This is a genomic window from Bacillus cereus, assembly GCF_015071065.1.
GTDB classification, from domain to species: Bacteria; Bacillota; Bacilli; order Bacillales; family Bacillaceae_G; genus Bacillus_A; species Bacillus_A cereus_BA.
In genome coordinates this window covers 43,183-68,622 of the sequence record NZ_VOVA01000001.1, presented here as the reverse complement: position 1 = coordinate 68,622, position 25,440 = coordinate 43,183, and the positions used below count along the sequence as shown (strand labels likewise).

Genomic DNA, 25,440 nt, shown 5'->3' with positions numbered 1-25,440 from the left:
GCTTCCCGTTAACGCCCGATTGGTTCAATTAATAATCAGTGGGATGAACAAAACCCCCACTGATTAAAGTTTCACTTTATTAGAAACTGTGTGAAAGGGTAGTTTTTCTTATTGTCACGTTGGAAACGTGAGTTCACGAATTGTTCATAGTATTTTTATGTGTTTTTGCTACAATATGTAAGGAGAGGAGTGGAATTATGCAAGATATTAGTATTTTTTTAGCGTTTGGAGCTGGGTTCTTATCATTTATATCCCCATGTTGCTTACCGCTTTATCCGGCATTTTTATCATACATAACAGGTATGTCGGTTTCTGAATTGAAAGAAGAAAATGCAATGCTTCGCAAAAGAAGTATGACTCATACAGCGTTTTTCTTACTTGGGTTTTCTATTATATTTATCGCAATTGGATTTGGTACAAGTTTTATCGGAGGAGTTTTTACGGATTATAAAGATTTAATTAGACAGTTAGGTGGTATATTTATCATCGTGTTCGGTCTTATTATTGTCGGTGTATTTAAGCCGAAGTTTCTAATGCAAGACCGTAAATTTACATTTAAAAATCGTCCGAGTGGTTATTTTGGTTCAGTTTTAATTGGATTGGCATTTGCTGCTGGATGGACACCTTGTACTGGGCCTATATTAGTGTCTGTAATTGGATTAGCTGCAACAAATCCAGAATCGGCAATGATTTATATGATTGCTTACATACTTGGATTTGCGATTCCCTTTTTCGTACTTTCATTCTTTATTACGAAAATGTCTTGGATTAAAAGAAATAGTATGGCGTTCATGAAAGTCGGAGGATACATTATGATTGTTATGGGGATCTTCCTATACTTTAATTGGATGACGAAAATTATCGTATATTTCTCAAGTTTATTTGGTGGATTTACCGGTTTTTAGTATTATTCTGTGAAAATGTTGGAAATACTAACGGAAAAGCATATAATGAAATTATATTTTGCATATAGCCACAAAAAAGGATGAGAAAATATGAACATAGTTCTGTTATCAAGTATCGTTGCTGTTTGTATGGCTGTCGGTGCGATGTTTATTCGTTTAAAAGCAGCTAAGAAACCTGCAACATTGAAAAAAATTATACTTCCTCCGTTTTTTATGAGCACAGGAGCATTGATGTATGTTTTTCCAGAGTTTCGATTAACTCCAGCAGAAATGCTAGAAGCAATTGGTGTCGGTTTATTTTTTTCTATTTTTCTTATTAAAACATCTAAATTTGAAATACGCGGACAAGAGATTTATTTGAAGCGTTCAAAAGCATTTGTATTTATTTTAATTGGATTACTTGTAGTGCGTATCGTGTTTAAAACATACTTAAGCCAATCTCTTGATTTAGGACAACTTAGCGGCATGTTCTTCTTACTTGCGTTCGCAATGATTGTTTCGTGGAGAATTGCAATGTACCGTTCCTTTACGAAATTACAGAAGGAAATGGAAAAAGAAGATGGTTTTTATAATGAAAAAGATATGAAACTAACTTAAAACTGTATATGTATAAAATAAAAAGACAGCGTCAAAGACGCTGTCTTTTTATTGGTATTGTTAACATCTTCTGTCTCAACCACGACGTATAAAACGTTTACCATTGATGTTAACTTGTTGAAAATAGGGAAAAAAATGAAGATTATTTTGCAAGTAAAGTTTTATAATTCGAATAATCAATCTCTTTTTCTTGCAATTTTTTAACTAAAAATTTATGATCACGTTTTGGTGTGGCAATGATATATCCTTTAATAATTAAATCTTGTGTAATTTGAGAGGCATTTTCTTGTAATGCGAGTTCTCCAATTTTACCAGCAATTTTTGATTTAGCAACATCGCGAAATAGTTCGGGAACAGGACTTACGAGCTCTTCTAACAATTGTTTTTGTTCGTCAGCCCATAAATGTCTCGTTTTATTTATGTAGTGTGCTTCCCAATCTAAAATAGACATACCGTCTTCTTTCGGTAATCGTTTTAGGAATTTTCTGAACATGAAATATCCACCGATAGACATAAGCCCTAATAAAATGACAGTCCATAATACAATGAACCAACTGAACCATCCTTCGAGCAAGCGTACCCCCCCCTTAATGATTGTGGTTTTCTTTTATTCATATTATAAACAGTGAGATTCATAGAAAGCAAGAACGCTTGGTCATTTTGACCAAGCGTTGTGATTTAAACGAAGTATAGTTGTTCAACGCGTAAAATATCATTGTCATCTTCTACGTATTCAATGATAAGTGTGCCAACTTTACGATCTTTATCTTCGGTTGTGAAAATAGAGTAAGAAGTAAAACGTGTTGTTGATAGGCCGCTTATATGTGTAGGTAAAGAAATGTAGTTGTTATCGCGGAAGAATTCCATCAGTTCGATATCTTCAAATTCTTTTCGGTCAACTTGTTTATTTGTATAGCGGCGTTGAAGTTGTTTTAAAGATTCATTCCAAGAAATTGCTTTTGTGTCGTATACCATTGTTCTATCCCCTTACTGTATGTAATCATTAAGAACATACGTTCCATGTTAGTATACTCTTTTTATAAGAAAAGTGGAAGCAAAAAATAATGTAAGCTTGGAAACCCAAGCTTACATAAAAAATGCGTTCAAAATCATCTCTATTTTTCATTATAAGTCAGATGGGAATAGGAAACAAGATGGTAAGTATTTTGTTGATGGTTTTTAAAATTCTGTATATTATAAAGGTAACTTACGATAGTGAAAAGGAATGAGCGGTATGACTTACATAGTTTCACTTCAAGGACCGATGGCAAGTGGGAAAACGACATTAGCAAAAAGATTAGAAAAGAGAGGACATTCGGTTATATATGAAAACCCTTATCCAATTGTAGAAAAGCGGAAAAAATTAAATTTGGATATTTATACAAAAGATGGGTTTATTACAAATCAAAAAATGTTTATTGAAGCAAAAATAAAAGAGTTTCAAAATGTGAAAAGTTCAGTCGTGATTTTTGATCGTGGGCCAGAAGATATTGAGTTCTATACACTTTTTTATCCGAAATTAATAGGGAAAGAGTGGGCTATAGAAACAGAATTACAAGATGATTTATGTAAATTAAGACAATGCCGTTCGGATGCAATTTTTTATTTAGATGTTTCGAAAGAGAATGTATATGATAGGAAAAATAATGATAGGGCAAGAAATCGAAGTACATTTGATGAACAATTTAAATTAGTAGAAGTTGAAAAAGAATGGTATAAACAATTTCCCGTAACTTATGTGGACACTAATATATTATCAGTGGACGAATTAGAGGCATATTTTATAGGATGGCTAAGGGAGAAAAGGCTATGAAAAAAATATTATTATTCGTATACCCGACATTTGCAGAGTTTGAGATAACGGTAGCAACGGCATTGCTGAAAAATAAATACGAAATCATTACAGCGGGTTTAACAAAAGAATTGATTATAAGTGAAACGGGCTTGCAAGTACAGCCGCACATAGAATTAAATGAAGTGCGTGTGGAAGAGTATGAGGGGATTCTTATTCCAGGCGGAGATGCAATACATATGAAAGAGGCAGAACTACTTTTTTCAGTCATTCGTCAATTTTCTGAACAAGGAAAATTAGTGGCAGCGATTTGTGCTGGACCATATGCGTTAGCAAAAGCGGGTTTATTTAAAGAAATCTCTTATACAGTGACCATAGATTATCAAAAATTAGATTGTTTCCCAGTAGAAAATTTTGTGTATACAGAAGTTGTACAGCACGCAAATATTATTACAGCACAAGGACATGCATTTGTGCCATTTGGAATAGCGATTGCCTCTTATTTTGGGGTAGCGAATGAACATAATATAAATTTTTATAGTGGAAAGGGCAATATGATGATGGAGAATCTGTTACCAGAAAACATGTAAAAGCTAGCAAATGCTAGCTTATTTCCTTTTTACATCGATAAATCACTAACGTTTTCGGATCGCTCCAAATACCGTCATGAAGAGTTAATTCATTTTCTATCTCTTTTTTCAACCAATCCTTCATTTCGATGTGAAGGGACATATTATCAGGTATATTCAGCGACGGAAACATGCTAGAAATATAGTTTACGATTGGAGTGGCGCGATGAAAAACGAGTGCATTATGAATAATTGTTTCTTCAACAGTTGGAAAAACAGATTGTAGTAGCTCTTTACCATTCTCTAAACAAAATGGAGCTACCGACGGTGATGTTTTTGGTAAATCAAATGCGACTAACATTTTGTTACACATTTCATCTATACGAGGCAATGAAACTTTAGAGTTTGTTGTAGCTAAAAGGGCGCCGTCAGGACGAATTATCTTATGGAATCCTTGAATAGTTTTTTCGACATCTTTCATGTGGTATAACATATGCCTTGCGATTAGCAGGTCATAACAATTAGCTTCGAAAGGAAGTTTACTAGCATCACCGAGTTTCCATTCGATCATATTATTCTTTATAGCGGCTTCAGAAAGCATGGTTTCCGATTGATCAAAGCCGGTTAACTGGCCTTGATGACCATTAGTTTGCAAAAGGGAAAGGAATTTTCCGTTAGCGCACCCGACCTCTAATATTTTTTCTTCCCCTTGGAGTTGTAAATGTTCAATGACGACTTCATCTACATTCACTTGTTTCTCTTCGAAATGTTTATGCGTATCGATACGTGTTTGTAAATGGTTACTTACGTTGTATTGGCGTTTTACATCATTCATTTTTTCACATTCCACCTTTATGCAAAATTGCTGGATCGCATGTGTTAATACGTCTGTTTTCTTTAAAGCTTCGTAATGGAGTGCGTCTTCAAACCTTGCAAGTAATTTTTCTTCAATTCGAAAATGAATATCTTTTCGCTTCGCCACTGAAATCTCGCCCCTTTGCATCTGTTAGTGAGACTATAGCACGTCTGAAAAAAATCTGTAAATAAATTGTGTACACAAGTATGAGGGGATAAAAAATTGCTTGAATAATATTTTAAACTATTGACGATTTAACCGTTTTCATATATTCTTAAATTAAGTAATATTCAAATAATTCAAAAGAAATGAGAGAGTCACATGCTTCTTCAAGGAACACATCGAATTGGTCGTATGGCCATGCTGTTGGCACTTGCGGATGAGAATGAAAGTCCCGTATTATCTATTCCAAAAGGTTGGAAATATTGTACTGGAAAAGTTGGTTCTATGAATTCGCAAAAAGTAGTAGCAGCAATGGAAACAGCGGCTAAGAGCAACCGAGTTATTGAAACAGATGTTTACAGAGAAACACATGCACTTTATCATGCAATTATGGAAGCTTTGTACGGAGTGACGAGAGGTCAAATTCAGTTAGCAGACGTTCTTCGTACAGTAGGACTTCGCTTTGCAATTGTGCGCGGTACACCATACGACGGAAAAAAAGAAGGCGAATGGGTTGCTGTTGCACTTTATGGAACGATAGGTGCGCCTGTAAAAGGATCTGAGCATGAGGCGATTGGTTTAGGAATTAATCACATATGATTTGCCCATAGTCTATTAGTTAGAAGGGGGCCTTGCTTTTTAGGACAGAAGTCTGTCTTAAAAAGGTAAGGTCCCCTTTTGCTATTTTAAGGAGGAAAAATAATGATTACGTTAACAGGACATACATTAACAATAGAAGAAATGAAGCGTTTGTTATTTGAAGGTGAAGGTGTAACGGCTTGTCCAAATAGTATGCAAAAAGTAGCGGAGTGCCGCGAAGTAGTTGAGAAAATCGTAGAAGACGGAAAAGTCGTTTACGGTATTACAACTGGATTTGGGAAATTTAGTGATGTGCTTATTCAAAAAGAAGATGTGAGAGCACTTCAACATAATTTAATTCAATCACATGCGTGCGGAATAGGTGATCCATTCCCTGAAGAAGTATCGCGCGGTATGTTAATTTTACGGGCTAATACGATGCTTAAAGGGGTATCTGGTGTTAGGCCGCTTGTTGTAAATATGCTTCTTGAGTTTGTAAATCGTAAAATTCATCCAGTCGTTCCGCAACAAGGATCGCTAGGAGCGAGCGGTGATTTAGCACCTTTATCTCATCTTGCCCTCGTTTTATTAGGTGAAGGGGAAGTGTTCTACAAGGGAAAACGAGTTCATGCGATGGTTGCTCTGACAGAAGAAGGACTTGAACCTATTGAACTAGAAGCGAAAGAAGGTCTTGCGTTAATCAATGGTACACAGGCAATGACAGCGCAAGGGGTTCTTTCTTATATAGAAGCTGAAGCAAGTGCTTATCAATCAGAATTAATTGCATCGATGACAATGGAAGGATTACGCGGCATTATTGATGCATTCGATGAAAATGTTCATAAAGCGCGTGGTTATAAAGAGCAAGTCGAAGTGGCAAGCAGGATTCGTGACATTCTTCATGATAGTAAACTTGTGACAAAACAAGGAGAACTTCGGGTACAAGATGCATATTCACTTCGTTGTATCCCGCAAGTTCACGGTGCTTCTTGGCAAGTTTTAAATTATGTGAAAGAAAAATTAGAAATTGAAATGAATGCAGCGACAGATAATCCGCTTATTTTTGACGGTGGGGAAAAAGTAATCTCTGGTGGTAATTTCCACGGACAACCGATTGCATTTGCGATGGATTTCTTAAAAGTAGGGATGGCGGAACTTGCCAATATTTCTGAGCGCCGTATTGAGCGCCTTGTAAATCCGCAATTAAATGACTTACCACCATTTTTAAGTCCAGAGCCAGGACTTCAGTCAGGTGCGATGATTATGCAATATGCAGCAGCTTCACTCGTTTCAGAAAATAAAACGTTAGCTCACCCTGCAAGTGTAGATTCTATCCCGTCGTCAGCTAACCAAGAAGATCACGTAAGCATGGGAACAATCGCCTCACGTCATGCACATCAAATTATTCAAAATGTAAGACGTGTTCTTGCGATTGAAATGATCTGTGCGATGCAAGCTGCGGAATATCGAGGTATTGAAGAAATGAGTACAGTAACGAAAGCTTTCTACCATCAAGGTCGTCAGCAAGTACCTTCTATTACAAATGATCGCATATTCTCAACGGATATTGAAAATATTACGCATTGGTTAAAAACGAATTATTCGATAAAAGAAAGATTAGATGTAAACGCAGCACTATAAAATGAGAAAAGGGAGAGATTAAAATGGAAAATGTAAAACAAACAATTCGTGCGCCAAGAGGTACTGAATTACAAACGAAAGGATGGGTTCAAGAAGCTGCACTTCGAATGTTAATGAACAATTTAGACCCTGAAGTAGCTGAAAAACCAGAAGAATTAGTTGTATACGGCGGAATTGGCCGTGCAGCTCGTAACTGGGATAGCTACCATGCGATTGTTGATTCATTAAAAACGTTAGAAAGTGATGAAACGTTACTTGTTCAATCAGGAAAACCTGTTGCGATTTTTAAATCACATGAAGATGCGCCACGTGTTCTTCTAGCGAACTCTAACTTAGTACCGAAGTGGGCGAACTGGGATCACTTCCGTGAACTTGAGAAAAAAGGTCTTATGATGTATGGACAAATGACAGCGGGCAGCTGGATTTACATTGGAACACAAGGGATTTTACAAGGAACATATGAAACATTTGGAGAAGCAGCACGTCAACATTTCGATGGTTCATTAAAAGGTACTTTAACAATTACTGCTGGCCTAGGTGGTATGGGCGGGGCACAACCTCTAGCTGTAACGATGAACGGCGGTGTTGTAATTGCTATTGATGTAGATAAGCGTAGTATCGATCGTCGTATTGAAAAGAGATATTGTGATAAGTATACAGAATCATTAGAAGAGGCATTGGCTATTGCAAACGAGTATAAAGAGAAGAAAGAGCCAATTTCAATTGGATTATTAGGTAATGCAGCAGAAATTTTACCTGAGTTAGTAAACCGTAATATTATCCCTGACTTAGTTACGGATCAAACTTCTGCACATGATCCATTAAACGGTTATATTCCAGTAGGTTACACAGTAGAAGAAGCAGCGAAACTTCGTGAAGAAGATCCAGAACGTTACGTACAATTATCGAAAGAAAGCATGACAAAACATGTGGAAGCAATGCTTGCAATGCAAGAAAAAGGTGCGATTACATTTGATTACGGAAATAACATTCGCCAAGTTGCTTTCGATGAAGGTTTGAAAAATGCTTTTGATTTCCCAGGATTCGTTCCAGCATTTATCCGTCCATTATTCTGTGAAGGAAAGGGACCATTCCGCTGGGTAGCTCTTTCTGGCGATCCAGAAGATATTTATAAAACTGACGAAGTGATTTTACGTGAGTTTGCGGATAATGAGCATTTATGTAATTGGATTCGTATGGCTCGTCAACAAGTTGAATTCCAAGGACTGCCATCACGTATTTGTTGGCTTGGTTATGGGGAGCGTGCAAAATTTGGTCGCATCATTAATGAAATGGTGGCGAATGGTGAATTGTCAGCACCAATCGTTATCGGTCGTGACCATTTAGATTGTGGATCAGTAGCATCTCCAAACCGTGAAACAGAATCTATGAAAGACGGTAGTGATGCAGTAGCAGACTGGCCAATTTTAAATGCATTAATTAATAGTGTAAACGGTGCGAGCTGGGTATCTGTTCACCACGGTGGTGGCGTTGGTATGGGTTATTCACTTCACGCTGGAATGGTTATCGTTGCAGATGGAACAGAAGCAGCAGCAAAACGTATCGAACGCGTATTAACTTCTGATCCTGGTATGGGTGTTGTTCGTCACGTTGATGCAGGATATGACTTAGCCGTTCAAACTGCGAAAGAAAAAGGCGTTAACATTCCAATGATGAAATAAGGGGGCAGAAACATGCTGGACACTTTACTAATAAATATCGGTCAATTACTAACAATGGATCAAGAAGATGGCTTGTTAAGACGGGAAGCGATGAACACGCTTCCTGTAATTGAAAATGGTGCTGTTGGAATTGAAAATGGCGTGATTACTTTCGTTGGAACAGCGGAAGAAGCAAAAGGATTACAAGCGAAAGAGGTTATTGATTGCGGCGGGAAAATGGTTTCTCCTGGTCTTGTTGATCCGCATACTCATCTTGTATTTGGTGGATCTCGTGAAAATGAAATCGCGCTGAAATTACAAGGAGTTCCGTACTTAGAAATTTTAGAAAAAGGCGGAGGTATTCTTTCAACTGTAAATGCAACGAAACAAGCGTCGAAAGAAGAACTTGTTCAAAAAGCAAAATTCCATTTAGACCGTATGCTATCTTTCGGAGTTACAACGGTAGAGGCGAAGAGTGGTTACGGTTTAGATGATGAGACGGAATGGAAACAATTAGAGGCAACTGCACAATTACAAAAAGAGCATCCGATTGATTTAGTTTCAACATTTTTAGGTGCCCATGCAGTTCCGAAAGAGTATAAAGGAAGATCGAAAGAATTTTTACAATGGATGCTAGATCTATTACCAGAAATGAAAGAGAAGCAATTAGCTGAGTTCGTTGATATTTTCTGTGAAACAGGTGTGTTCTCTGTAGAAGAGTCAAAAGAATTTTTATTGAAAGCGAAAGAGCTGGGCTTTGATGTGAAAATTCATGCAGATGAAATCGACCCTCTTGGTGGTGCGGAAGCAGCGGCTGAAATTGGTGCAGCATCAGCTGATCATTTAGTCGGTGCTTCAGATAAAGGGATTGAAATGCTTGCGACTTCGAATACAGTAGCGACCTTATTACCAGGAACAACTTTTTATTTAAATAAAGAAAGCTTCGCACGCGGACGTAAAATGATCGATGAAGGTGTTGCGGTAGCATTAGCTACAGACTTTAACCCAGGTAGCTGTCCAACTGAAAACATTCAGCTTATTATGAGTATTGCAATGCTGAAACTAAAAATGACACCAGAAGAGGTCTGGAATGCGGTAACAGTTAACTCATCTTATGCCATTAATCGAGGCGATGTAGCTGGGAAAATTAGAGTTGGTCGTAAGGCGGATTTAGTTTTATGGGATGCTTATAATTATGCTTACGTACCGTACCATTACGGCGTAAGTCATGTAAATACAGTATGGAAGAATGGTCATATCGCATATACAAGAGGTGAACAATCGTGGAGTACGGCCACTATTTAAAGAAAAATGCAAAGTTTATCGATCGTGAAGTGACGAAATGGAGCGAAATGATTAAAGATTGGGAGGAAGGAGTAGAAATATTCGGTGCTGCCTTAATTGGAGCGCCCCTTTCTAAACCATCTATTAGTCATTCGGGAGCATGTTTTGCGCCAAAAACAATTCGTTCAATGTTAGATGCATATAGCACGTACGCAATTACAGAAGAACACGATATGAAAGAAAGTGTTCTTCATGATTGCGGTGATATTACGATGCATGTGACAGATATAAAAGAGAGTCATAAACGAATTGCGAAAACAGTTGGTCACTTGACGAAAGTAAATCCGAAAATGATACCAATCGTTCTTGGTGGTGACCACTCGATTAGTTTTCCGAGTATAACTGGTTTTGCAAATAGTAAAGGGAAGGTCGGTATTATTCAATTTGATGCCCATCATGATTTACGTAATCTAGATGATGGTGGTCCATCAAATGGTACACCGTTCCGTAGTTTGCTAGAAAAAGGTGTGATTACAGGAAAACAACTCGTTCAAATTGGGATTCGTAATTTTTCAAATGCACGAGCGTACCATGAATATGCAAAAGAGCATGGCGTAACAGTGTATACAATGAAAGATGTAAGAGAGAGAGAAATAAAAGATTTTATTTCAGAAAGTATTGAAGTATTAAGAAAACAAGGTGTGACTTCTATTTATATTTCTCTTGATATGGACGTACTAGACCAAGCATTTGCGCCAGGTTGCCCAGCAATTGGCCCTGGTGGAATGGATAGTACAACTTTACTTGATGCAATTGAATTCCTTGGTAAAGAGCCACTCGTTCAAGGGATGGATATAGTAGAAATTGATCCAACTCTTGATTTTAGGGATATGACGAGTAGAGTAGCTGCGCAAGTGATTATGAGTTTTCTTTTAGCACGAGAAACGATTAGTAAACAGGTTAGTATATAAGCGAAGAATCGTGTGTGTGAAGTTTTGAAGTAACTGTTTTTGTCTTTCATGTTGCATATTATATAAAAATACATCGCTACTTATATGTAGTGATGTATTTTTTTGTTTTACAAGGTATATAAAATTGAGGGGATGGGTGTGAAAAGGTAACAAAATTGCGGGTTTTTTAGTGTTTTTGTACAGCTTGAATTTTTCTGTGTAAATAAATTGACATAGAAAATAATTTTGTGATATTATAAAAATTTTGCTAAAAAAATAAATGTGTGTTAAGATTGAGAAGGTTACCATATATGGAGGTGGATTATTTGTTTCAAATTGGCGATAACATCGTTTATCCAATGCACGGAGCAGGTATAATTAAAGCCATAGAAGAAAAGGAAATCTCAGGAGAAAAAAAACAGTATTATGTCATAAAAATGTCGGCTAGTAATATGGAAGTAATGATTCCTATGGGAAAAATATTGAGTTCAAATATACGACCAGTTACGGATATAAAGGCATTAACAAACATAATAGATATTTTTCAACATGGAGAATCAGACAGATTACTGACGTGGAAACAAAGGTATAAATTGAATACAGATAAAATAAAAACGGGTAAAATACAAGAAGGTGCTGAAGTTGTACGTGATTTATTACGTATGCAGAAAGAAAAAGCACTTAATGCAAGCGAAAAGAAAATGTTAGATAACGCACATGAATTTTTGATTAGTGAACTGGGATTAATTGAAGGTATCACAGAAAATCAAATAAAAAGCTTTTGTTAAGGTTCATTACAAATAATATATTACATCCCAAAAAAGATCTTGAATTTTTTGGGAATATAATTATAGAAAATCAATCATTTCAAAGACATTCAACTCTTTCAAACCACTTTTAAAGCATTAACCTCTTTTATTATTACTACAATTTAATCCATTTTTATTTTTTAATTTCTTTTACGAATGTTCGAAGTTTAATTAACTACTTCGATAAAATAGTTACTTAATTTTTGCAATCCTGATTCACACTGGCACGGACAAGGAGCCGTAAGGATGAAAGAGAGGTAGGGCTTTCATTGTTTTAGGTATATATAAGTTTTTATTTTTAGAAGAATACTGAGCCACTCTCATTTCTATTGTTAAGAGATTTTCCATATGTGAGGAGATAATAATTGTTTATTTTCTTTATGTAAAAGTGATAAACGAATTGTTAGCCTTATATGGTCAACTAAAAAAGGTTTCCTAATTAGGAAACCTTTTTAATTTTATTTTTATCATTCTATTTTTATTATATTCGAATGTTCCGTGGTAAAGGCGTATAAATTGACGTTACTATTTAAAAGTAAGTATGATGCGTTTATAGTGAAATTTTTAAGGGGGAAGAAAAATGACAAGTTCAAATAACAAAGCGACAAGTATTTATGAGGGGACAAATATAAACGCTTGGGGATCTTTTGAAAATATTGAAGAAACGAAGTTGTTTGATCCGATTCAAATTGGAGCTTGGTCTCTTCGTAATCGTATTGCGATGGCGCCGATGACGAGATGTTTTGCGGATAATGAGACTGGAGTAGTTGGTGCTGATGTAGTTGAGTACTATAGAAAGCGTGCTGCTGATGGTATTGGATTAATTATTACAGAAGGAATTGTCATTAGCCCGAGAGCAAAAGGGAATCCAGGGGTGCCAGGTATTTATACGAAAGAGCAAGTCGATTCTTGGAAACCGGTTACAGAGGCAGTACATAAAGAAGGCGGAACGATTGTTGCTCAAATATGGCATGTTGGGCGTATGAGCCATCATGAAATAATTGGTGGTCAAATGCCTCAAGCGCCGTCAGCAATTGCTGCGGAGGGTAATGTTCCACGTTTTCGTAAACCGTTTGATACGCCAGAAGCAATGACACTTGAAGAAATACAAAAAGTAATTCATCAGTATGCACAAGCTGCGAAAAATGCGATAGAAGCTGGATTCGATGGCGTTGAAATTCACGGTGCACACGGATATTTAATTGATCAATTTACTTATGAATTTGCAAATAAGCGCACAGATAAATATGGCGGGGAATTAAAGCAAAGGTTAACGTTTATGAAAGAAGTTGTTCAGGCTGTAATTGAAGCAGTTGGAGCTGATAAAACACTTATTCGCTTCTCTGCCTTTAAAGGTGATAATCCTACTTATATGTGGGAAAATCCAGAACTTGCGATTGAAACGTTTGTAAATATGTTTAAAGAAGTTGGATTAACGATGATTCACCCTTCAACGATGAATTATACAGCAGTTATTGCTGACGGAAAGAATTTTCATCAATTAGTAAGAAAATATTGGGATGGTACTATTGTTGGGGTGGGTAATTTGAATCCGAAAGAGGCAGAAGAAGCATTGCGAGAAGGAACAATTGATGTAGCGGCGTTTGGAAGACCATTAATCGCTAACCCAGATTTTGTTCAGCGAATTAAAAATGCTGAAAGTTTGGTTGAATATGACGCGAAAGAGCATCTTGCTACGCTAGTGTGAATAAGGATAAAAAGAGAACACATCGAGTGTTCTCTTTTTATTATGGAATTTCATATATAGGGGGAAGCGGAATGAGTGAAGCGCTACTCGTTATTATTAGTATATTGCTCTTTTTGATGCTACTTTTAATTGTCTTTTTTATCATTACATTTTTTATTAAAAAACGGACGCATCATTCTATATTAAAACTGCATCCATACTTAGGTAGAATGCGCTATTTACTCGAAAAAATAGGACCAGAATTTCGGCAATATTGGTTTGATCATGATACTGACGGAAAGCCTTTTTCACGCTACGATTTTCAAAGTGTTATGTTTCTAGCAAAATACCGTTCTGAAATACTTGGTTTTGGATCAAAACGAGATTTTGATGAATCTGGCTATTATATTGCTAATACATTATTCCCCACATTAACAGATGAATTAAGTGTGAATCTCACGCAAGAACGTGAGGGGAAAAAGTATATGATTCATAAAGAAGGGTTATTTTCAAGAAGAGAAAAATTGACAGCGGATACAACAAACCTTTGGTTGTATGAAGAAGATGATGCAATTATAGTCGGCGAAAATCGTAAATATCCATGGAAACTGTATGGTATGTTCGGGGCATCTGCGACTTCTTACGGTGCGATTGGAGAAAATTATATTTTATCAACTGGGTTTGGTGCGAAAATGGCAGGTGGATCGTGGATTAATACTGGAGAAGGAGGCGTAATTCCAGAACATTTACATACAGGCGCAAATATTATTGCGCAAATTGGTCCAGGATTATTCGGATACCGTGATGAGGACGGTAATTTTTCAATGAAAGAATTTATGGAGAAGGCGAAAGAAAGTAATATTAAAGCGTTTGAATTGAAATTTGGGCAAGGAGCAAAAATACGTGGTGGTCATTTAGAAGGACAGAAGGTAAATGAGAAAATTGCTTCTGTTCGGAAAGTACGAGAAGGTGAAACGATTAATTCGCCAAATCGATTTTCATTTATTAATAGTGCGGCAGAGGCTTTATACTTTATTCAAGATTTACAAGAAAACGGTGGTAAACCAGTGGGCATGAAAATTGTAATTGGTCAACAGAAGCCTTTGGAAGATTTATTAAAAGCAATGAAAGAATTAAACATCTATCCAGATTTTATTACAATCGACGGTTCAGAAGGTGGATCAGGGGCAACATATAAATCGATGGCAGATAGTATGGGGCTTCCGCTTATACCGGCACTACTTACATTTATTGATACAGCAAATCATTACGGTGTCAGGGATAAATTAAAGGTGTTTGCCTCCGGGAAATTAATCACGCCAGATAAAGTAGCGATTGCTTTAGCTATCGGTGCAGATGCCGTAAATTCAGCACGTGGATTCATGATGGCAAGTGGTTGTATTATGGCACTTCAATGTAATTCAGGGCAATGCCCATCGGGTGTTGCAACTACGAATCCACACTACCAAAAAGCATTAGATCCGTATGAGAAAAAATGGCGAGTAATGAACTATGTTATTAGTATGAGATATAGTTTGTTTTCATTAGCGGCAGCAGCAGGGGTAAAGAGCCCACGCCACTTAACGAGAGAGCATATTGTGTTTAAAGATGAGATGGGGAGAGTAGTACCTCTTTCGGAATTGTTTCCTTCCGTAATTGGGAAGTAAATATGTAGCTGAACAAAAAATAATCAAAAAAGTCATACATTGGTATGGCTTTTTTGGTTATGGGAAAAGTAGAAATTTATTACATGAATGTTCCCGCTTTTCGGTTGCTCTTTTTCAAATAAATTATTTGATGGAGATGAGTTATCAGAATATTATTTTTGATGAAAAAATGAAACGATATACGCATTGACAATAAAAACTAATTAGACTATAATAAATCTCGAATTCAAGATATTTTTTGAAGGATAGTCAAAATCATAAAATCAATATTTAAAATATAATCATAAGAACTGTAGTTTTTTTGTGAAATATCTCGAATTCGAGATATTTTTTGAACGAGATGAAATGTGTTGGTTTTTGGAGGGATATCTCGAAATTGAGATGAAGTACCATTGAGGATTGAACTTTATCATACGGACAAAATGAATAATGAATTTTAGCAAATAAAACGTTTTTTATAATGAAATAAAAAAGGGTGTGGAGAAAATGGAAAAGAAGACGATGGGAATTCACCATATTACAGCAATCGTAGGTCATCCACAAGAAAATGTAGATTTTTATGCTGGTATATTAGGCTTACGTTTAGTAAAACAAACAGTGAATTTTGATGATCCAGGTACGTATCACCTTTACTTTGGAAATGAAGGAGGAAAACCAGGAACTATTATTACGTTTTTCCCATGGTCAGGAGCTCGCCAAGGAATTATTGGAGACGGTCAAGTAGGAATTACTTCTTATGTCGTACCAAAAGGTGCAATGGAATTTTGGGAAAATAGATTAGAAAAATTCGATGTCCCATATACAAAGATGACTCGCTTTGGGGAACAATATTTAGAATTTGATGATCCACATGGTTTGCATATAGAATTAGTAGAAAGAGAAGCGGGCGAATTAAATAATTGGAGTTTTGGAGAAGTTACTTCAGAAGTAGCGATTAAAGGGTTTGGCGGTGCTGTTCTTTTATCTGCACAACCTCAAAAAACTGCTGAATTGTTAGAGCATGTTATGGGTCTTGAGAAAGTAGGAGAAGAGGGAAAGTTTATGCGGTTCCGTTCTTCTGCTGATATTGGAAATATTATCGATTTGAGATTATCAACAATTGGACGTGGGCAAATGGGTGTTGGTACAGTTCATCATATTGCTTGGAGAGCGAGTGATGATGCTGATCAATTAGACTGGAAAGAGCATGTGTCTCGCTTTGAATATGGTGTAACCCCTGTACAAGACCGAAACTATTTTAACGCAATTTATTTTAGAGAACACGGCGAAATCTTATTTGAAATTGCAACAGACCCTCCTGGTTTTGCCCATGACGAATCTTTAGAGACGATGGGTGAGGAGTTAAAATTACCGGATCGATATGAACAACATAGAAAACAAATTGAACAGACACTCTTACCATTTGAAGTGAGAAATCTAGATTAAAGTGATTGAAAGGGGAAAAGGAATATGATGAAACATGTTTTTCAAAAAGGAAAAGATACGTCAAAACCAGTGTTGTTATTGCTTCATGGTACAGGAGGAAATGAATTAGATTTATTACCGCTTGCAGAAAGAATTGATTCAAAAGCTTCTGTATTAAGTGTTCGTGGAAATGTATTAGAAAATGGGATGCCTCGTTTCTTCCGCCGATTAGCAGAAGGTATTTTTGATGAAGAGGATCTTGTTTTCCGTACGAAGGAATTAAATGAATTTTTAAATGAAGCAGCAAAAACATATGAATTTGATAGAGATAATATCGTAGCTGTGGGGTATTCAAATGGAGCAAATATTGCGGCGAGCTTATTATTCCATTACGAAAATGCATTAAAAGGTGCAGTCCTTCATCACCCAATGGTGCCTAGAAGAGGAATACAATTACCTAATTTAGCAGAGAAATTCGTATTTATCGCTGCTGGAACAAATGATCCAATTTGTTCACCTTCTGAGTCAGAGGAATTGAAGATGCTATTAGAAAATGTAGATGCTAATGTAACAATGCATTGGGAAAATAGAGGACATCAATTAACGATGAATGAAGTAGAGAAGGCAACAGAATGGTATGAAAAAATATTTTCACATGCATAAATAGTAGACTAAATCGAGTGTAAAATCATAAAGATTTTATACTCGATTTTTTTGTTGCAATTTAAGGGGTTAAAAGAGAATAGGAAAGTTATGTTAAAATATAAAGAAAATGTAGAATAATGGAGGGGAACTATTAGATGTCAAACTACGAAAATGAAGAAATGCTAACGGGAGGGAATGTCTCAAACGTATATCGTTCGGAAGATACTGTTCGACGAGAATTAAAACAAGGCAGTACCAAAATTCATAAGCTATTAAATCATTTGGAAAACAAAGGTTTTAGTTATGCACCAAAGTTTTTAGGTATTGATGATAAAGATAGAGAGATATTATCATTTATTGAAGGAGAAGCTGGTAATTATCCTTTAAAAAAGTATATGTGGTCTAATGATGTTTTAAAAGAAATAGCGAAGATGCTCCGTCTTTATCATGATGCTGTGAGTGATTTCCCGTTATCAGATGATTGGAAACCGATGGATAATACTCCAAATAAAATAGAGGTTGTATGCCATAATGATTTTGCAATATACAACATTATTTTTAATAACGAAAACCCAGTAGGTATTATCGATTTTGATGTTGCTGGTCCTGGACCAAGACTTTGGGACATAGCCTATACTCTTTACACTTGTGTCCCATTAAGTAGAGTTTATTATAAGGAAACAGGTGAGGCAGTTTATTATAGTTCATTACAGCATGCAGACCGCATAAAGCAAAGGATTAAATTGTTTTTTGAATCTTACGGTGGGGGTATGGAAGAAGATTATCTGGAGATGGTATTGCTACGATTAGAAGGGTTATGTAAATATATGAAAAGAAAAGCACTAGAAGGCGATATGAACTTCCAAAAGATGATAGATGAAGGGCATCTTGAACATTATGAAAATGATATTCAGTTTATTCGTAAACATGGAAAAGAGTGGATTTAATAAAATAAATCGTATACAAAAATAAAGCTCAGAGTCATATAGGGACTTTGAGCTTTTTAGTGTAGATGTTTTCCACAATAACTGAACTACTTATAATATCTTGTAGATGTATAGTTAAGAGTTTGTTAAAGGCTGAGCTGTAGCAATCGGTAATTGGATATCGACAGTTGTTCCTATGTTTAATTCACTGGAAATGAATAATTTTCCGTGATGCTCTTGAATGATTTTATAGCACATCATTAAGCCAAGGCCAGTTCCTTTTTCTTTCAGGCTATAAAAAGGTTCGCCAAGACGAGCCATGCGCTCTTCAGGAATCCCACAACCTTCATCGATAATGCGTATTGAAACAAAATCATTTTCTAACGAAGTTGTTTGAATGAATATGTTACCACCATCAGGCATCGCCTCAATCGCATTTTTTAATATGTTAATAAAAACTTGTTTTAATTGATTACTGTCACATTGAATGTCAGAAATATAATCGAAATGGTCCATAATGATATGAACACTATGCATAATTGCTGTTGGTAAAATAAAAGTTACAACTTCTTCAATTAATGATTGTACGTTGCATGTATGAATAGATAACACTTGTGGTTTAGACATCGCCATAAATTGGCTTGTTATAGATTCCATTTGCGAAATTTCACTCAGCATAACGTCCACATACCATTTATTTTCCTCGTTTATTTCTGGATGTAATAATGTTAAAAATCCTTTTAATGAAGTGAGTGGGTTTCTAATTTCATGTGCAATTCCAGCTGTCAGTTGTCCTACTACTGCAAGCTTTTCGGATTTTCGTAATAACTTTTCAGTTTCTTTTAGTTCGGTAACGTCCCTTCCCATCACTATAAGACCTTTGCGTGAGCCATCAGGGTGGAAGAGTGGGACTTTTGAAATGCTTAAAACTAGGTCGAAATCATCTCTATGTATAATAAATTCCTCTCCGTGAAGAATTTGTCCTTTTTGCCATGTTAGTTCATCGACTTCTTCACAATGCAAAAAAGATTCGCGGTACGCTTCGTTATATTGAATGAGTTCACTATCTTTTTTTCCATGATAAGGTACGTTATGGAAATTGAAACAAGAAAGCGCATAGTCATTTGCTTCAAGCCAGCGTCCTTCATGATCCTTAAAAATAACAAATGCAGGCATTGAATTCATTAATGTGCGTAATCGTTTCTCACTCTCTTGTAATACTTTCTCAATTCTTTTTGATTTTTCAAGGGGTTTCATAATGGCGTATACACCTGTTAAACGGTTTTTAACAAAAATAGGAACTAATTTTGTTACGGCATCTAGTAAATATCCGTCTTTATGATAAATAGAGACGATATACTCTTTTTGATTGTCAGTTGCAGTATTTTTTATGTATTGTAGCACTTGATCAGAAATATGTGCTTCTAAAATAGAAGTGATTGTTTTTCGCTCTAATTCGTTAGAAGTATAACCTAATATTCTTTCAGCAGAGGGGTTAATATGTAAAATAACTCCTTCTAAATTCAATGAAATAATACTATCAGGGTTATGTTCAAAAAGAGATGCATACATTTCTGCTAAAGAACGATTTTGTATATGGTTTCGCAAGCGCCCAGATACGTTTGGATGACGCTTTTTTTGAGTAGATGAATGTTTTTTACGACTCATAATATTTCCTCCGTACAACTAGCATCTAAAAAAAGATGGATATATTAATAACTATAATATAGGTGTGACGTATATTTCTATAAAAAATGGAAATTACATAGTAAATTTTCTTTTTTTATTTTTAGTGGAAGGTATAGAAGGTAGTAATAAGAGAATCTTATAGTACTTGATTAATTTTATATAAGTTACATGAATGTATTTTCGTTATAACATTAGAATAGAAGAGGGGGAGAAACATGAAAAGTTACATTCAAGGAATTGATCATGTACAAGTGGCGGCACCTGTAGGATGTGAAGAAGAAGCACGAGAATTTTATAGTAATAAAATTGGTATGGAGGAAATTCCGAAACCAGAAGAGTTAAAAAAGCGTGGGGGATGTTGGTTTAAGTGTGGAAATCAAGAGATTCATATTGGAGTCGAGCAAAACTTTAGACCAGCTAAAAAAGCGCATCCAGCTTTTTATGTTACTAAAATTGACGAATTTAAACAAGAGTTAATAAAGCAAGGTATTGAAGTAATAGATGATCATGCACGCCCAGAAGTAATTAGATTTTACGTTTCAGATCCGTTTGGAAATAGAATTGAATTTATGCAAAATAAAAACTAGGTGAAGGTCCACCTAGTTTTTTATGCTTTTCTAAACAATCCTAATACTTCAACCGTCTCCGTAATATTAACGAATGCATGAGGATCAATTTCAGAAATCGTTAGTTTCATACTTGCTAACTCTTCACGAGAAACGACTGTCATAAGTACACGTTTTTTCTCGTTTGAATAAGCGCCTTCACCATCAAGTAACGTAATTCCACGTACTACCGTTGAAAGAAGCTTTTTTTTCATTTCTTCCGCTTGATTTGTTACAATCATAAGTGTAACTTTACGATGTTTTGTATGAACGGCATCAATTACTTTACCAGTTACATAAATTGAAAGTAAGCTTGTAAGTGCTACATCCCAAGTGAAGAAAAATCCTGCAATGACAACAACAACTGTATTTAATCCAATAAGGAATCCACCAAGTTTAATATCTCGCTTACGAGATAACAACATACCGATAATATCAAATCCACCAGTTGAACCATGGCAGTTAAAGACAAGGCCAATACCAGCGCCGGCGATGACACCGCCAAATACAGAAGATAAAAGTGGGTCTGTTGCTACGACTTTTACAGGAACATAGTATAGTGCAACAGATAATACAATTACAGAAACAACTGTGTTAAAAATTACTTTTTTTCCAAGACCTATGTATCCTAAAATAAGGATAGGTAAGTTCAATACAAAGTTAATAATGCCTGTGTTCACAGGAGTTGCAATTCCTAAAATAATAGCAATTCCGCCAATGCCACTACTTAAAATTTTATGGGGGATAAGGAAAAGATTAAAGGCAATTGCAATAATAATAGAACCAAAAATAACACCAAGAAATCTGACCATCTCTTTCCCGTCCTTCACTAAATAATCATATTATTTCAAGATTATATATGAAATTGAAAGTTTTAGGGAAAAACAGTTTATTTCGGAAAATTAGATTAATCTAAATAGTTTGAGTGTTTGATAATTTCGAAGGGGGTACAGATATGAAGATAACAACGTACCAACAGAAGAGTCCTTTAAAACAAGAGTGTGAAGATTCATTTTTTTGTAATGAAGATAAAATGATTTACGGTGTATGTGATGGAGCAACACCGCTCGTTCCGTTTTTTGATGAAGAAGGACATAATGGAGCATACATCGCTTCGCATTTATTTGCAAGTCATTTTACTTCGTTACGGGAGATTAATAGTTTACAAGGTGAAGTTGCAAAGGCGAATGAATTATTGCAAAACAAGATGCTAGAGTACAAGGTTGATACGAGAAAAAAAGACCATCTGTGGTGTACGTGTATTGCAGCAGTTCAAATAGAAGGCGAGAAACTTGAATATGCACAGTTAGGTGATTGTATGATCGTTGCGATACTTCAAAATGGAGCGATGATAGTATTAGCGAAAGATACAGTTAAGGGAATTAGTAACCGTGCAAAAAAGAAGAGAGAAGAGGATCGTAAAAAAGGTTTACCAGTCCCGGAAGAACACGTTTTTCAAGATGTTCGGGAGCAGTTGAAATACAACCGCTATCTTGCAAATATGCCAAACGGCTACTCAGTTGCAAATGGGATGAAAGAAGCAATGACGTATTTACAACATGGGGAATTACATGTAGCTGACGTAAGTGGAATCTTTATTTGTTCGGACGGATTGTTCCATCCAGAGTGGTCGTTAGAACAAACTGTAGCATATATAAGAAAGAATAGTATAAAAGAATATGTAACAATCATTGAAGAGCTAGAAGGAGAAAATAGAATAAGACCAGATGATAAAACAATTATTATGATCGATTTTTAAGAGGAGGATGTTCATATGGAAATTAAATGTGCAAATTTAACATTTCAAGATGAGTTAGTTCCTTTAGAAAAAGTAAATAAACTGATTATCCACCACACGTCAGAAGATGGATGGGATGTGTATAAAACTCACGAATTTCATCAAAAGGTAAGAGGATGGAGCGGGATTGGTTACAATTATTTTATTGAAGAAGATGGAACTGTAGTCGAAGGACGAGGGTTACATATTGGAGCACATGCGAAAGATAATAATAGTGATACAATTGGAATATGTATGACGGGAAATTTTGATAAATATGATCCAACTACTGCACAAATGAATTCATTATATTCTTTATGTAAAATGTTTATGAAGCAGTTTGCCATAGAGAAAAGAAATATACTCGGCCATAGGGAGTTAGAAGGGGTTACAAAAACTTGTCCAGGAAATCGCTTTTCTATGGTAGAGTTAAGAAAAAATATTATCTTAAATATAGAGGAGTAACGAATGATGATGAACATAAAAATACCGACTGATAAAAAAGAAGAGCTTGTAGCACAAATTCAGCAGTTTTTCATGGAAGAAGATTTAGATGAAATCGGACGTTTCCAAGCAGAACGTTTAATAGAAGAAATGATAAAGTTAGTAGGACCATTTGCATACAATCAAGCAATTGGAGATGCTAGAAAACTTGTAAGTGAGAAATTAACGAATATTGAAGAAGACTTGTACGTGTTAGAGAAGAGTGAAGGGAAATAAAAAAAGACTAGAAATTCTAGTCTTTTTTTTATTTGATTGGCAGCAAAAAAAACATGGAGAAAACACGGAAAGGACATTGGAAGTACACCTTTTATTTTTAGAATATTCTTAGTTTTAAAATACTTCAGAAAGGAAGAGTGTAATGAGATTAACGCCAAGAGAAATTGATAAACTGCTGGTAGTTGTTGCGGCTGATTTAGCTTATCGACGAAAGGAGAGAGGGCTTAAGTTAAACTATCCAGAAAGTATCGCTATTATTACGTATGAAATTTTGGAAGGAGCAAGAGATGGTAAAAATGTAGCGGAATTAATGGAGCTTGGAAAAAATATTTTAAGTGCTGAAGATGTTATGGATGGTATTGCAGACATGATATCAGATATTCAAGTTGAGGCAACTTTTCCTGATGGAACAAAATTAGTAACTATTCATCAACCAATTCATTAAAGGAAGTGAATGTTATGATTCCAGGGCAATATATCCTTGCGAAAGAAGACATAGTATGTAATGGAAATAAAAAAGCAACGAAAGTTAAGGTGTTAAATCAGGGAGATAGACCGATTCAAATTGGATCTCATTACCACTTTTATGAAGTGAATGAGGCGTTAAAGTTCAATCGTAGTGTAGCAATTGGACAACATTTAAATATTCCAGCGGGTACAGCGGTAAGATTCGAGCCTGGGGATGAAAAAACGATTGAATTAGTTCCGTACTCAGGGAAGCAAGAAGTATATGGATTTAAAAATAAAGTGGATGGCGATATTGAATCTTATAAAAAAAGAGGGAGATAGCATGAGTTTTAAGATGTCACGTAAACAATATGCTGATTTATATGGTCCAACTACAGGGGATTCTATTCGTTTAGCGGATACACAATTATTCGCACATATTGATCGAAATTACACCGTATATGGTGATGAAGCTGTCTTTGGTGGAGGAAAATCAATTAGGGATGGTATGGGACAAAATTCGCAACTTACAAGGGAACAGGGTGTTGTGGATGTTGTTATTACGAATGCAATTATTATTGATTATACAGGAGTATATAAAGCGGATATTGGTATAAAAGATGGAAAGATTTCAGCAATTGGTAAGAGTGGTAATCCTTCAGTTATGGATAATATTGATATCATCATTGGAACATCAACGGAAGTAATTTCTGGCGAGCGAAAAATCGTTACAGCTGGAGGTATTGATACACACGTGCATTTCATATCCCCACAACAAATTGATACAGCATTAGCTTCAGGTATAACAACTTTAATTGGTGGAGGAACAGGACCGGCAGAGGGTACTAAGGCAACTACAATAACGCCTGGATCTTGGAATTTAAAAAAGATGCTAGAGGCAGCAGAAGCTTTTCCTATAAATCTTGGGTTTTTAGGGAAAGGAAATAGTTCAAGTTTACCTGCCCTGGAAGAACAAATATTTGCAGGAGCTATTGGATTAAAAATTCATGAAGATTGGGGAGCGACTTCTTCAGCAATTAATCACTCGTTACAGATTGCTGATAAATATGATATTCAAGTTGCTATTCATACTGATACGTTAAATGAATGTGGTTTTGTGGAAGAAACGATAAAGGCTATTGATAATCGTGTTATTCATACGTACCACACTGAAGGGGCTGGTGGTGGGCATGCACCAGATATTATAAAGATTGCTGCACTAAATAATATTTTACCTTCTTCAACGAACCCGACCTTGCCATATACAGTGAATACGTTGGATGAGCATTTAGATATGCTCATGGTATGTCATCATTTAAAAGCAAATATTCCAGAAGATGTAATGTTTGCGGATTCAAGGATTCGAAAAGAAACAATTGCGGCAGAGGATATTTTGCAAGATTTAGGGGTTTTCAGCATGATTAGCTCTGACTCGCAGGCGATGGGAAGGGTTGGAGAGGTCATTATTCGCAATTGGCAAACCGCCGATAAAATGAAAAAGCAGATTGGTAGTTTAGAGGGAGATAAAGAATATAACGATAATAATAGAATTCAACGCTATATAGCTAAGTATACAATTAATCCAGCTATTACACATGGGATTTCAGAATATGTCGGCTCTATTGAAGCTGGGAAATATGCAGACCTTGTAATATGGGATCCACAATTTTTCGGTGTTAAGCCAGATATGGTTTTGAAAAACGGGATGGTAGTGATGGCATTAATGGGAGACGAGAATGCTTCGATCCCCACACCACAACCATATTATGAAAAAAAGATGTTTGGTGCATATGGAAAAGCGGTACAGTCAAGTTCGATTACATTTGTATCTAAAGTAGCTTATGAGAATAATATTAAAGAAAAATTAGGTTTAAATAAAGTTGTATTACCTGTTAGAAATACGAGAGAGATTTCTAAGCAAGATATGAAGCTGAATAATGCAACACCAGAAATTGAAGTAGATCCGCAGACATATGAAGTTAAAGTTGATGGACAAGTTATTACGTGTGAAGCAGTAGATGTATTACCTATGGCTCAAAGATATTTTTTATTTTGATATAACGGGGGA

General features: G+C 35.7%; 27 protein-coding genes and 1 pseudogene. 23 read left to right on the top strand and 5 right to left on the bottom strand.

What is annotated here, in order from left to right; translation table 11 throughout:
• Positions 1 to 97 precede the first annotated feature (97 nt).
• From FT637_RS30405 to FT637_RS00370, 3 genes and pseudogenes are all read left to right on the top strand, one after another.
• Positions 98 to 181, top strand: a pseudogene (locus FT637_RS30405) (peptidase T); the annotation flags it as partial.
• A 16-nt stretch (positions 182 to 197) separates the two neighbouring features.
• The gene (gene ccdA, locus FT637_RS00375; protein ID WP_193644718.1) at positions 198 to 905 is read left to right on the top strand and encodes a cytochrome c-type biogenesis protein CcdA; all 708 of its coding nucleotides are present in this window, start codon (positions 198 to 200) and stop codon (positions 903 to 905) included.
• Positions 906 to 995: 90 nt separating this feature from the next.
• A complete protein-coding gene (locus FT637_RS00370) occupies positions 996 to 1,502 on the top strand; it encodes a CcdC family protein (RefSeq protein ID WP_001028439.1) in 507 nt (168 codons plus the stop codon).
• Positions 1,503 to 1,644: 142 nt separating this feature from the next.
• Here FT637_RS00370 and FT637_RS00365 read toward each other — a convergent pair whose 3' ends face one another.
• The gene (locus FT637_RS00365) at positions 1,645 to 2,076 is read right to left on the bottom strand and encodes a DUF2621 domain-containing protein (RefSeq protein ID WP_002121475.1); all 432 of its coding nucleotides are present in this window, start codon (positions 2,074 to 2,076) and stop codon (positions 1,645 to 1,647) included.
• A 104-nt stretch (positions 2,077 to 2,180) separates the two neighbouring features.
• Positions 2,181 to 2,477 carry a hypothetical protein gene (locus FT637_RS00360; protein ID WP_002199653.1) on the bottom strand — a complete coding sequence of 99 codons (297 nt, stop codon included), beginning with the start codon at positions 2,475 to 2,477 and terminating at the stop codon, positions 2,181 to 2,183.
• A gap of 259 nt (positions 2,478 to 2,736) precedes the next feature.
• On the opposite strand from FT637_RS00360, the gene FT637_RS00355 reads away from it, so the two are divergent.
• Positions 2,737 to 3,315, top strand: coding sequence for an AAA family ATPase (locus tag FT637_RS00355; RefSeq protein ID WP_193644717.1), 579 nt, complete (start codon positions 2,737 to 2,739; stop codon positions 3,313 to 3,315).
• Positions 3,312 to 3,884 carry a DJ-1/PfpI family protein gene (locus FT637_RS00350; protein ID WP_193644716.1) on the top strand — a complete coding sequence of 191 codons (573 nt, stop codon included), beginning with the start codon at positions 3,312 to 3,314 and terminating at the stop codon, positions 3,882 to 3,884. The genes FT637_RS00355 and FT637_RS00350 overlap by 4 nt, the downstream gene beginning before the upstream one ends.
• A gap of 13 nt (positions 3,885 to 3,897) precedes the next feature.
• Here the strand turns inward: FT637_RS00350 and FT637_RS00345 are convergent, their stop codons facing one another.
• Positions 3,898 to 4,845 carry a class I SAM-dependent methyltransferase gene (locus FT637_RS00345; RefSeq protein ID WP_193644715.1) on the bottom strand — a complete coding sequence of 316 codons (948 nt, stop codon included), beginning with the start codon at positions 4,843 to 4,845 and terminating at the stop codon, positions 3,898 to 3,900.
• A 195-nt stretch (positions 4,846 to 5,040) separates the two neighbouring features.
• On the opposite strand from FT637_RS00345, the gene hutP reads away from it, so the two are divergent.
• The 11 genes from hutP (at position 5,041) to FT637_RS00290 (ending at position 18,155) form a co-directional block, all read left to right on the top strand.
• Entirely contained in the window at positions 5,041 to 5,481 is a 441-nt protein-coding gene (hutP, locus tag FT637_RS00340; protein ID WP_000926519.1) for a hut operon transcriptional regulator HutP, read from the top strand.
• Positions 5,482 to 5,583: 102 nt separating this feature from the next.
• Positions 5,584 to 7,101 carry a histidine ammonia-lyase gene (hutH, locus tag FT637_RS00335; protein WP_193644714.1) on the top strand — a complete coding sequence of 506 codons (1,518 nt, stop codon included), beginning with the start codon at positions 5,584 to 5,586 and terminating at the stop codon, positions 7,099 to 7,101.
• Positions 7,102 to 7,124: 23 nt separating this feature from the next.
• Positions 7,125 to 8,783 (top strand): urocanate hydratase, encoded by a 1,659-nt coding sequence (gene hutU, locus FT637_RS00330; RefSeq protein WP_193644713.1) that lies wholly within the window; start codon positions 7,125 to 7,127, stop codon positions 8,781 to 8,783.
• 12 nt (positions 8,784 to 8,795) lie between these two features.
• On the top strand, positions 8,796 to 10,067 hold the full coding sequence (gene hutI / locus FT637_RS00325) for an imidazolonepropionase (RefSeq protein ID WP_193644712.1): 1,272 nt from the start codon (positions 8,796 to 8,798) through the stop codon (positions 10,065 to 10,067).
• Positions 10,046 to 11,017: a formimidoylglutamase gene (gene hutG, locus FT637_RS00320; RefSeq protein ID WP_193644711.1), complete on the top strand. Its 972-nt coding sequence runs from the start codon at positions 10,046 to 10,048 to the stop codon at positions 11,015 to 11,017. Before hutI ends, hutG begins: the two co-directional genes overlap by 22 nt.
• A gap of 305 nt (positions 11,018 to 11,322) precedes the next feature.
• Positions 11,323 to 11,784 (top strand): CarD family transcriptional regulator, encoded by a 462-nt coding sequence (locus FT637_RS00315; RefSeq protein ID WP_181149476.1) that lies wholly within the window; start codon positions 11,323 to 11,325, stop codon positions 11,782 to 11,784.
• Positions 11,785 to 12,385: 601 nt separating this feature from the next.
• Positions 12,386 to 13,513, top strand: a complete 1,128-nt coding sequence (locus FT637_RS00310) for an alkene reductase (protein ID WP_193644710.1) — start codon at positions 12,386 to 12,388, stop codon at positions 13,511 to 13,513.
• A gap of 71 nt (positions 13,514 to 13,584) precedes the next feature.
• Complete coding sequence (locus FT637_RS00305) at positions 13,585 to 15,159, top strand: glutamate synthase-related protein (RefSeq protein ID WP_193644709.1); 1,575 nt, start codon at positions 13,585 to 13,587, stop codon at positions 15,157 to 15,159.
• Between the two features lie 486 nt (positions 15,160 to 15,645).
• Positions 15,646 to 16,584: a ring-cleaving dioxygenase gene (locus tag FT637_RS00300; protein WP_193644708.1), complete on the top strand. Its 939-nt coding sequence runs from the start codon at positions 15,646 to 15,648 to the stop codon at positions 16,582 to 16,584.
• Between the two features lie 27 nt (positions 16,585 to 16,611).
• Positions 16,612 to 17,226, top strand: coding sequence for an alpha/beta hydrolase (locus tag FT637_RS00295; RefSeq protein WP_193645500.1), 615 nt, complete (start codon positions 16,612 to 16,614; stop codon positions 17,224 to 17,226).
• A 137-nt stretch (positions 17,227 to 17,363) separates the two neighbouring features.
• Complete coding sequence (locus FT637_RS00290) at positions 17,364 to 18,155, top strand: phosphotransferase (RefSeq protein ID WP_193644707.1); 792 nt, start codon at positions 17,364 to 17,366, stop codon at positions 18,153 to 18,155.
• A gap of 114 nt (positions 18,156 to 18,269) precedes the next feature.
• On the opposite strand, the gene FT637_RS00285 is transcribed toward FT637_RS00290, so the two are convergent.
• Complete coding sequence (locus FT637_RS00285) at positions 18,270 to 19,802, bottom strand: BA3702 family sensor histidine kinase (protein WP_193644706.1); 1,533 nt, start codon at positions 19,800 to 19,802, stop codon at positions 18,270 to 18,272.
• A 236-nt stretch (positions 19,803 to 20,038) separates the two neighbouring features.
• Between FT637_RS00285 and FT637_RS00280 the strand changes: the two genes are divergently transcribed.
• Positions 20,039 to 20,410, top strand: coding sequence for a VOC family protein (locus FT637_RS00280; protein ID WP_193644705.1), 372 nt, complete (start codon positions 20,039 to 20,041; stop codon positions 20,408 to 20,410).
• Between the two features lie 20 nt (positions 20,411 to 20,430).
• Here the strand turns inward: FT637_RS00280 and FT637_RS00275 are convergent, their stop codons facing one another.
• Complete coding sequence (locus FT637_RS00275) at positions 20,431 to 21,240, bottom strand: YitT family protein (RefSeq protein ID WP_002111166.1); 810 nt, start codon at positions 21,238 to 21,240, stop codon at positions 20,431 to 20,433.
• A gap of 143 nt (positions 21,241 to 21,383) precedes the next feature.
• Between FT637_RS00275 and FT637_RS00270 the strand changes: the two genes are divergently transcribed.
• From FT637_RS00270 to ureC, 6 genes are all read left to right on the top strand, one after another.
• Positions 21,384 to 22,187, top strand: a complete 804-nt coding sequence (locus FT637_RS00270) for a protein phosphatase 2C domain-containing protein (RefSeq protein ID WP_193644704.1) — start codon at positions 21,384 to 21,386, stop codon at positions 22,185 to 22,187.
• A gap of 15 nt (positions 22,188 to 22,202) precedes the next feature.
• Entirely contained in the window at positions 22,203 to 22,670 is a 468-nt protein-coding gene (locus FT637_RS00265; RefSeq protein WP_193644703.1) for a peptidoglycan recognition family protein, read from the top strand.
• A gap of 3 nt (positions 22,671 to 22,673) precedes the next feature.
• Positions 22,674 to 22,925, top strand: a complete 252-nt coding sequence (locus tag FT637_RS00260) for a DUF2164 domain-containing protein (protein ID WP_193644702.1) — start codon at positions 22,674 to 22,676, stop codon at positions 22,923 to 22,925.
• Between the two features lie 142 nt (positions 22,926 to 23,067).
• The gene (locus FT637_RS00255; protein ID WP_001241327.1) at positions 23,068 to 23,370 is read left to right on the top strand and encodes an urease subunit gamma; all 303 of its coding nucleotides are present in this window, start codon (positions 23,068 to 23,070) and stop codon (positions 23,368 to 23,370) included.
• A 14-nt stretch (positions 23,371 to 23,384) separates the two neighbouring features.
• The gene (locus FT637_RS00250) at positions 23,385 to 23,714 is read left to right on the top strand and encodes an urease subunit beta (protein WP_002165268.1); all 330 of its coding nucleotides are present in this window, start codon (positions 23,385 to 23,387) and stop codon (positions 23,712 to 23,714) included.
• 1 nt (position 23,715) lies between these two features.
• Positions 23,716 to 25,428, top strand: coding sequence for an urease subunit alpha (gene ureC, locus FT637_RS00245; protein WP_193644701.1), 1,713 nt, complete (start codon positions 23,716 to 23,718; stop codon positions 25,426 to 25,428).
• Positions 25,429 to 25,440 lie beyond the last annotated feature (12 nt).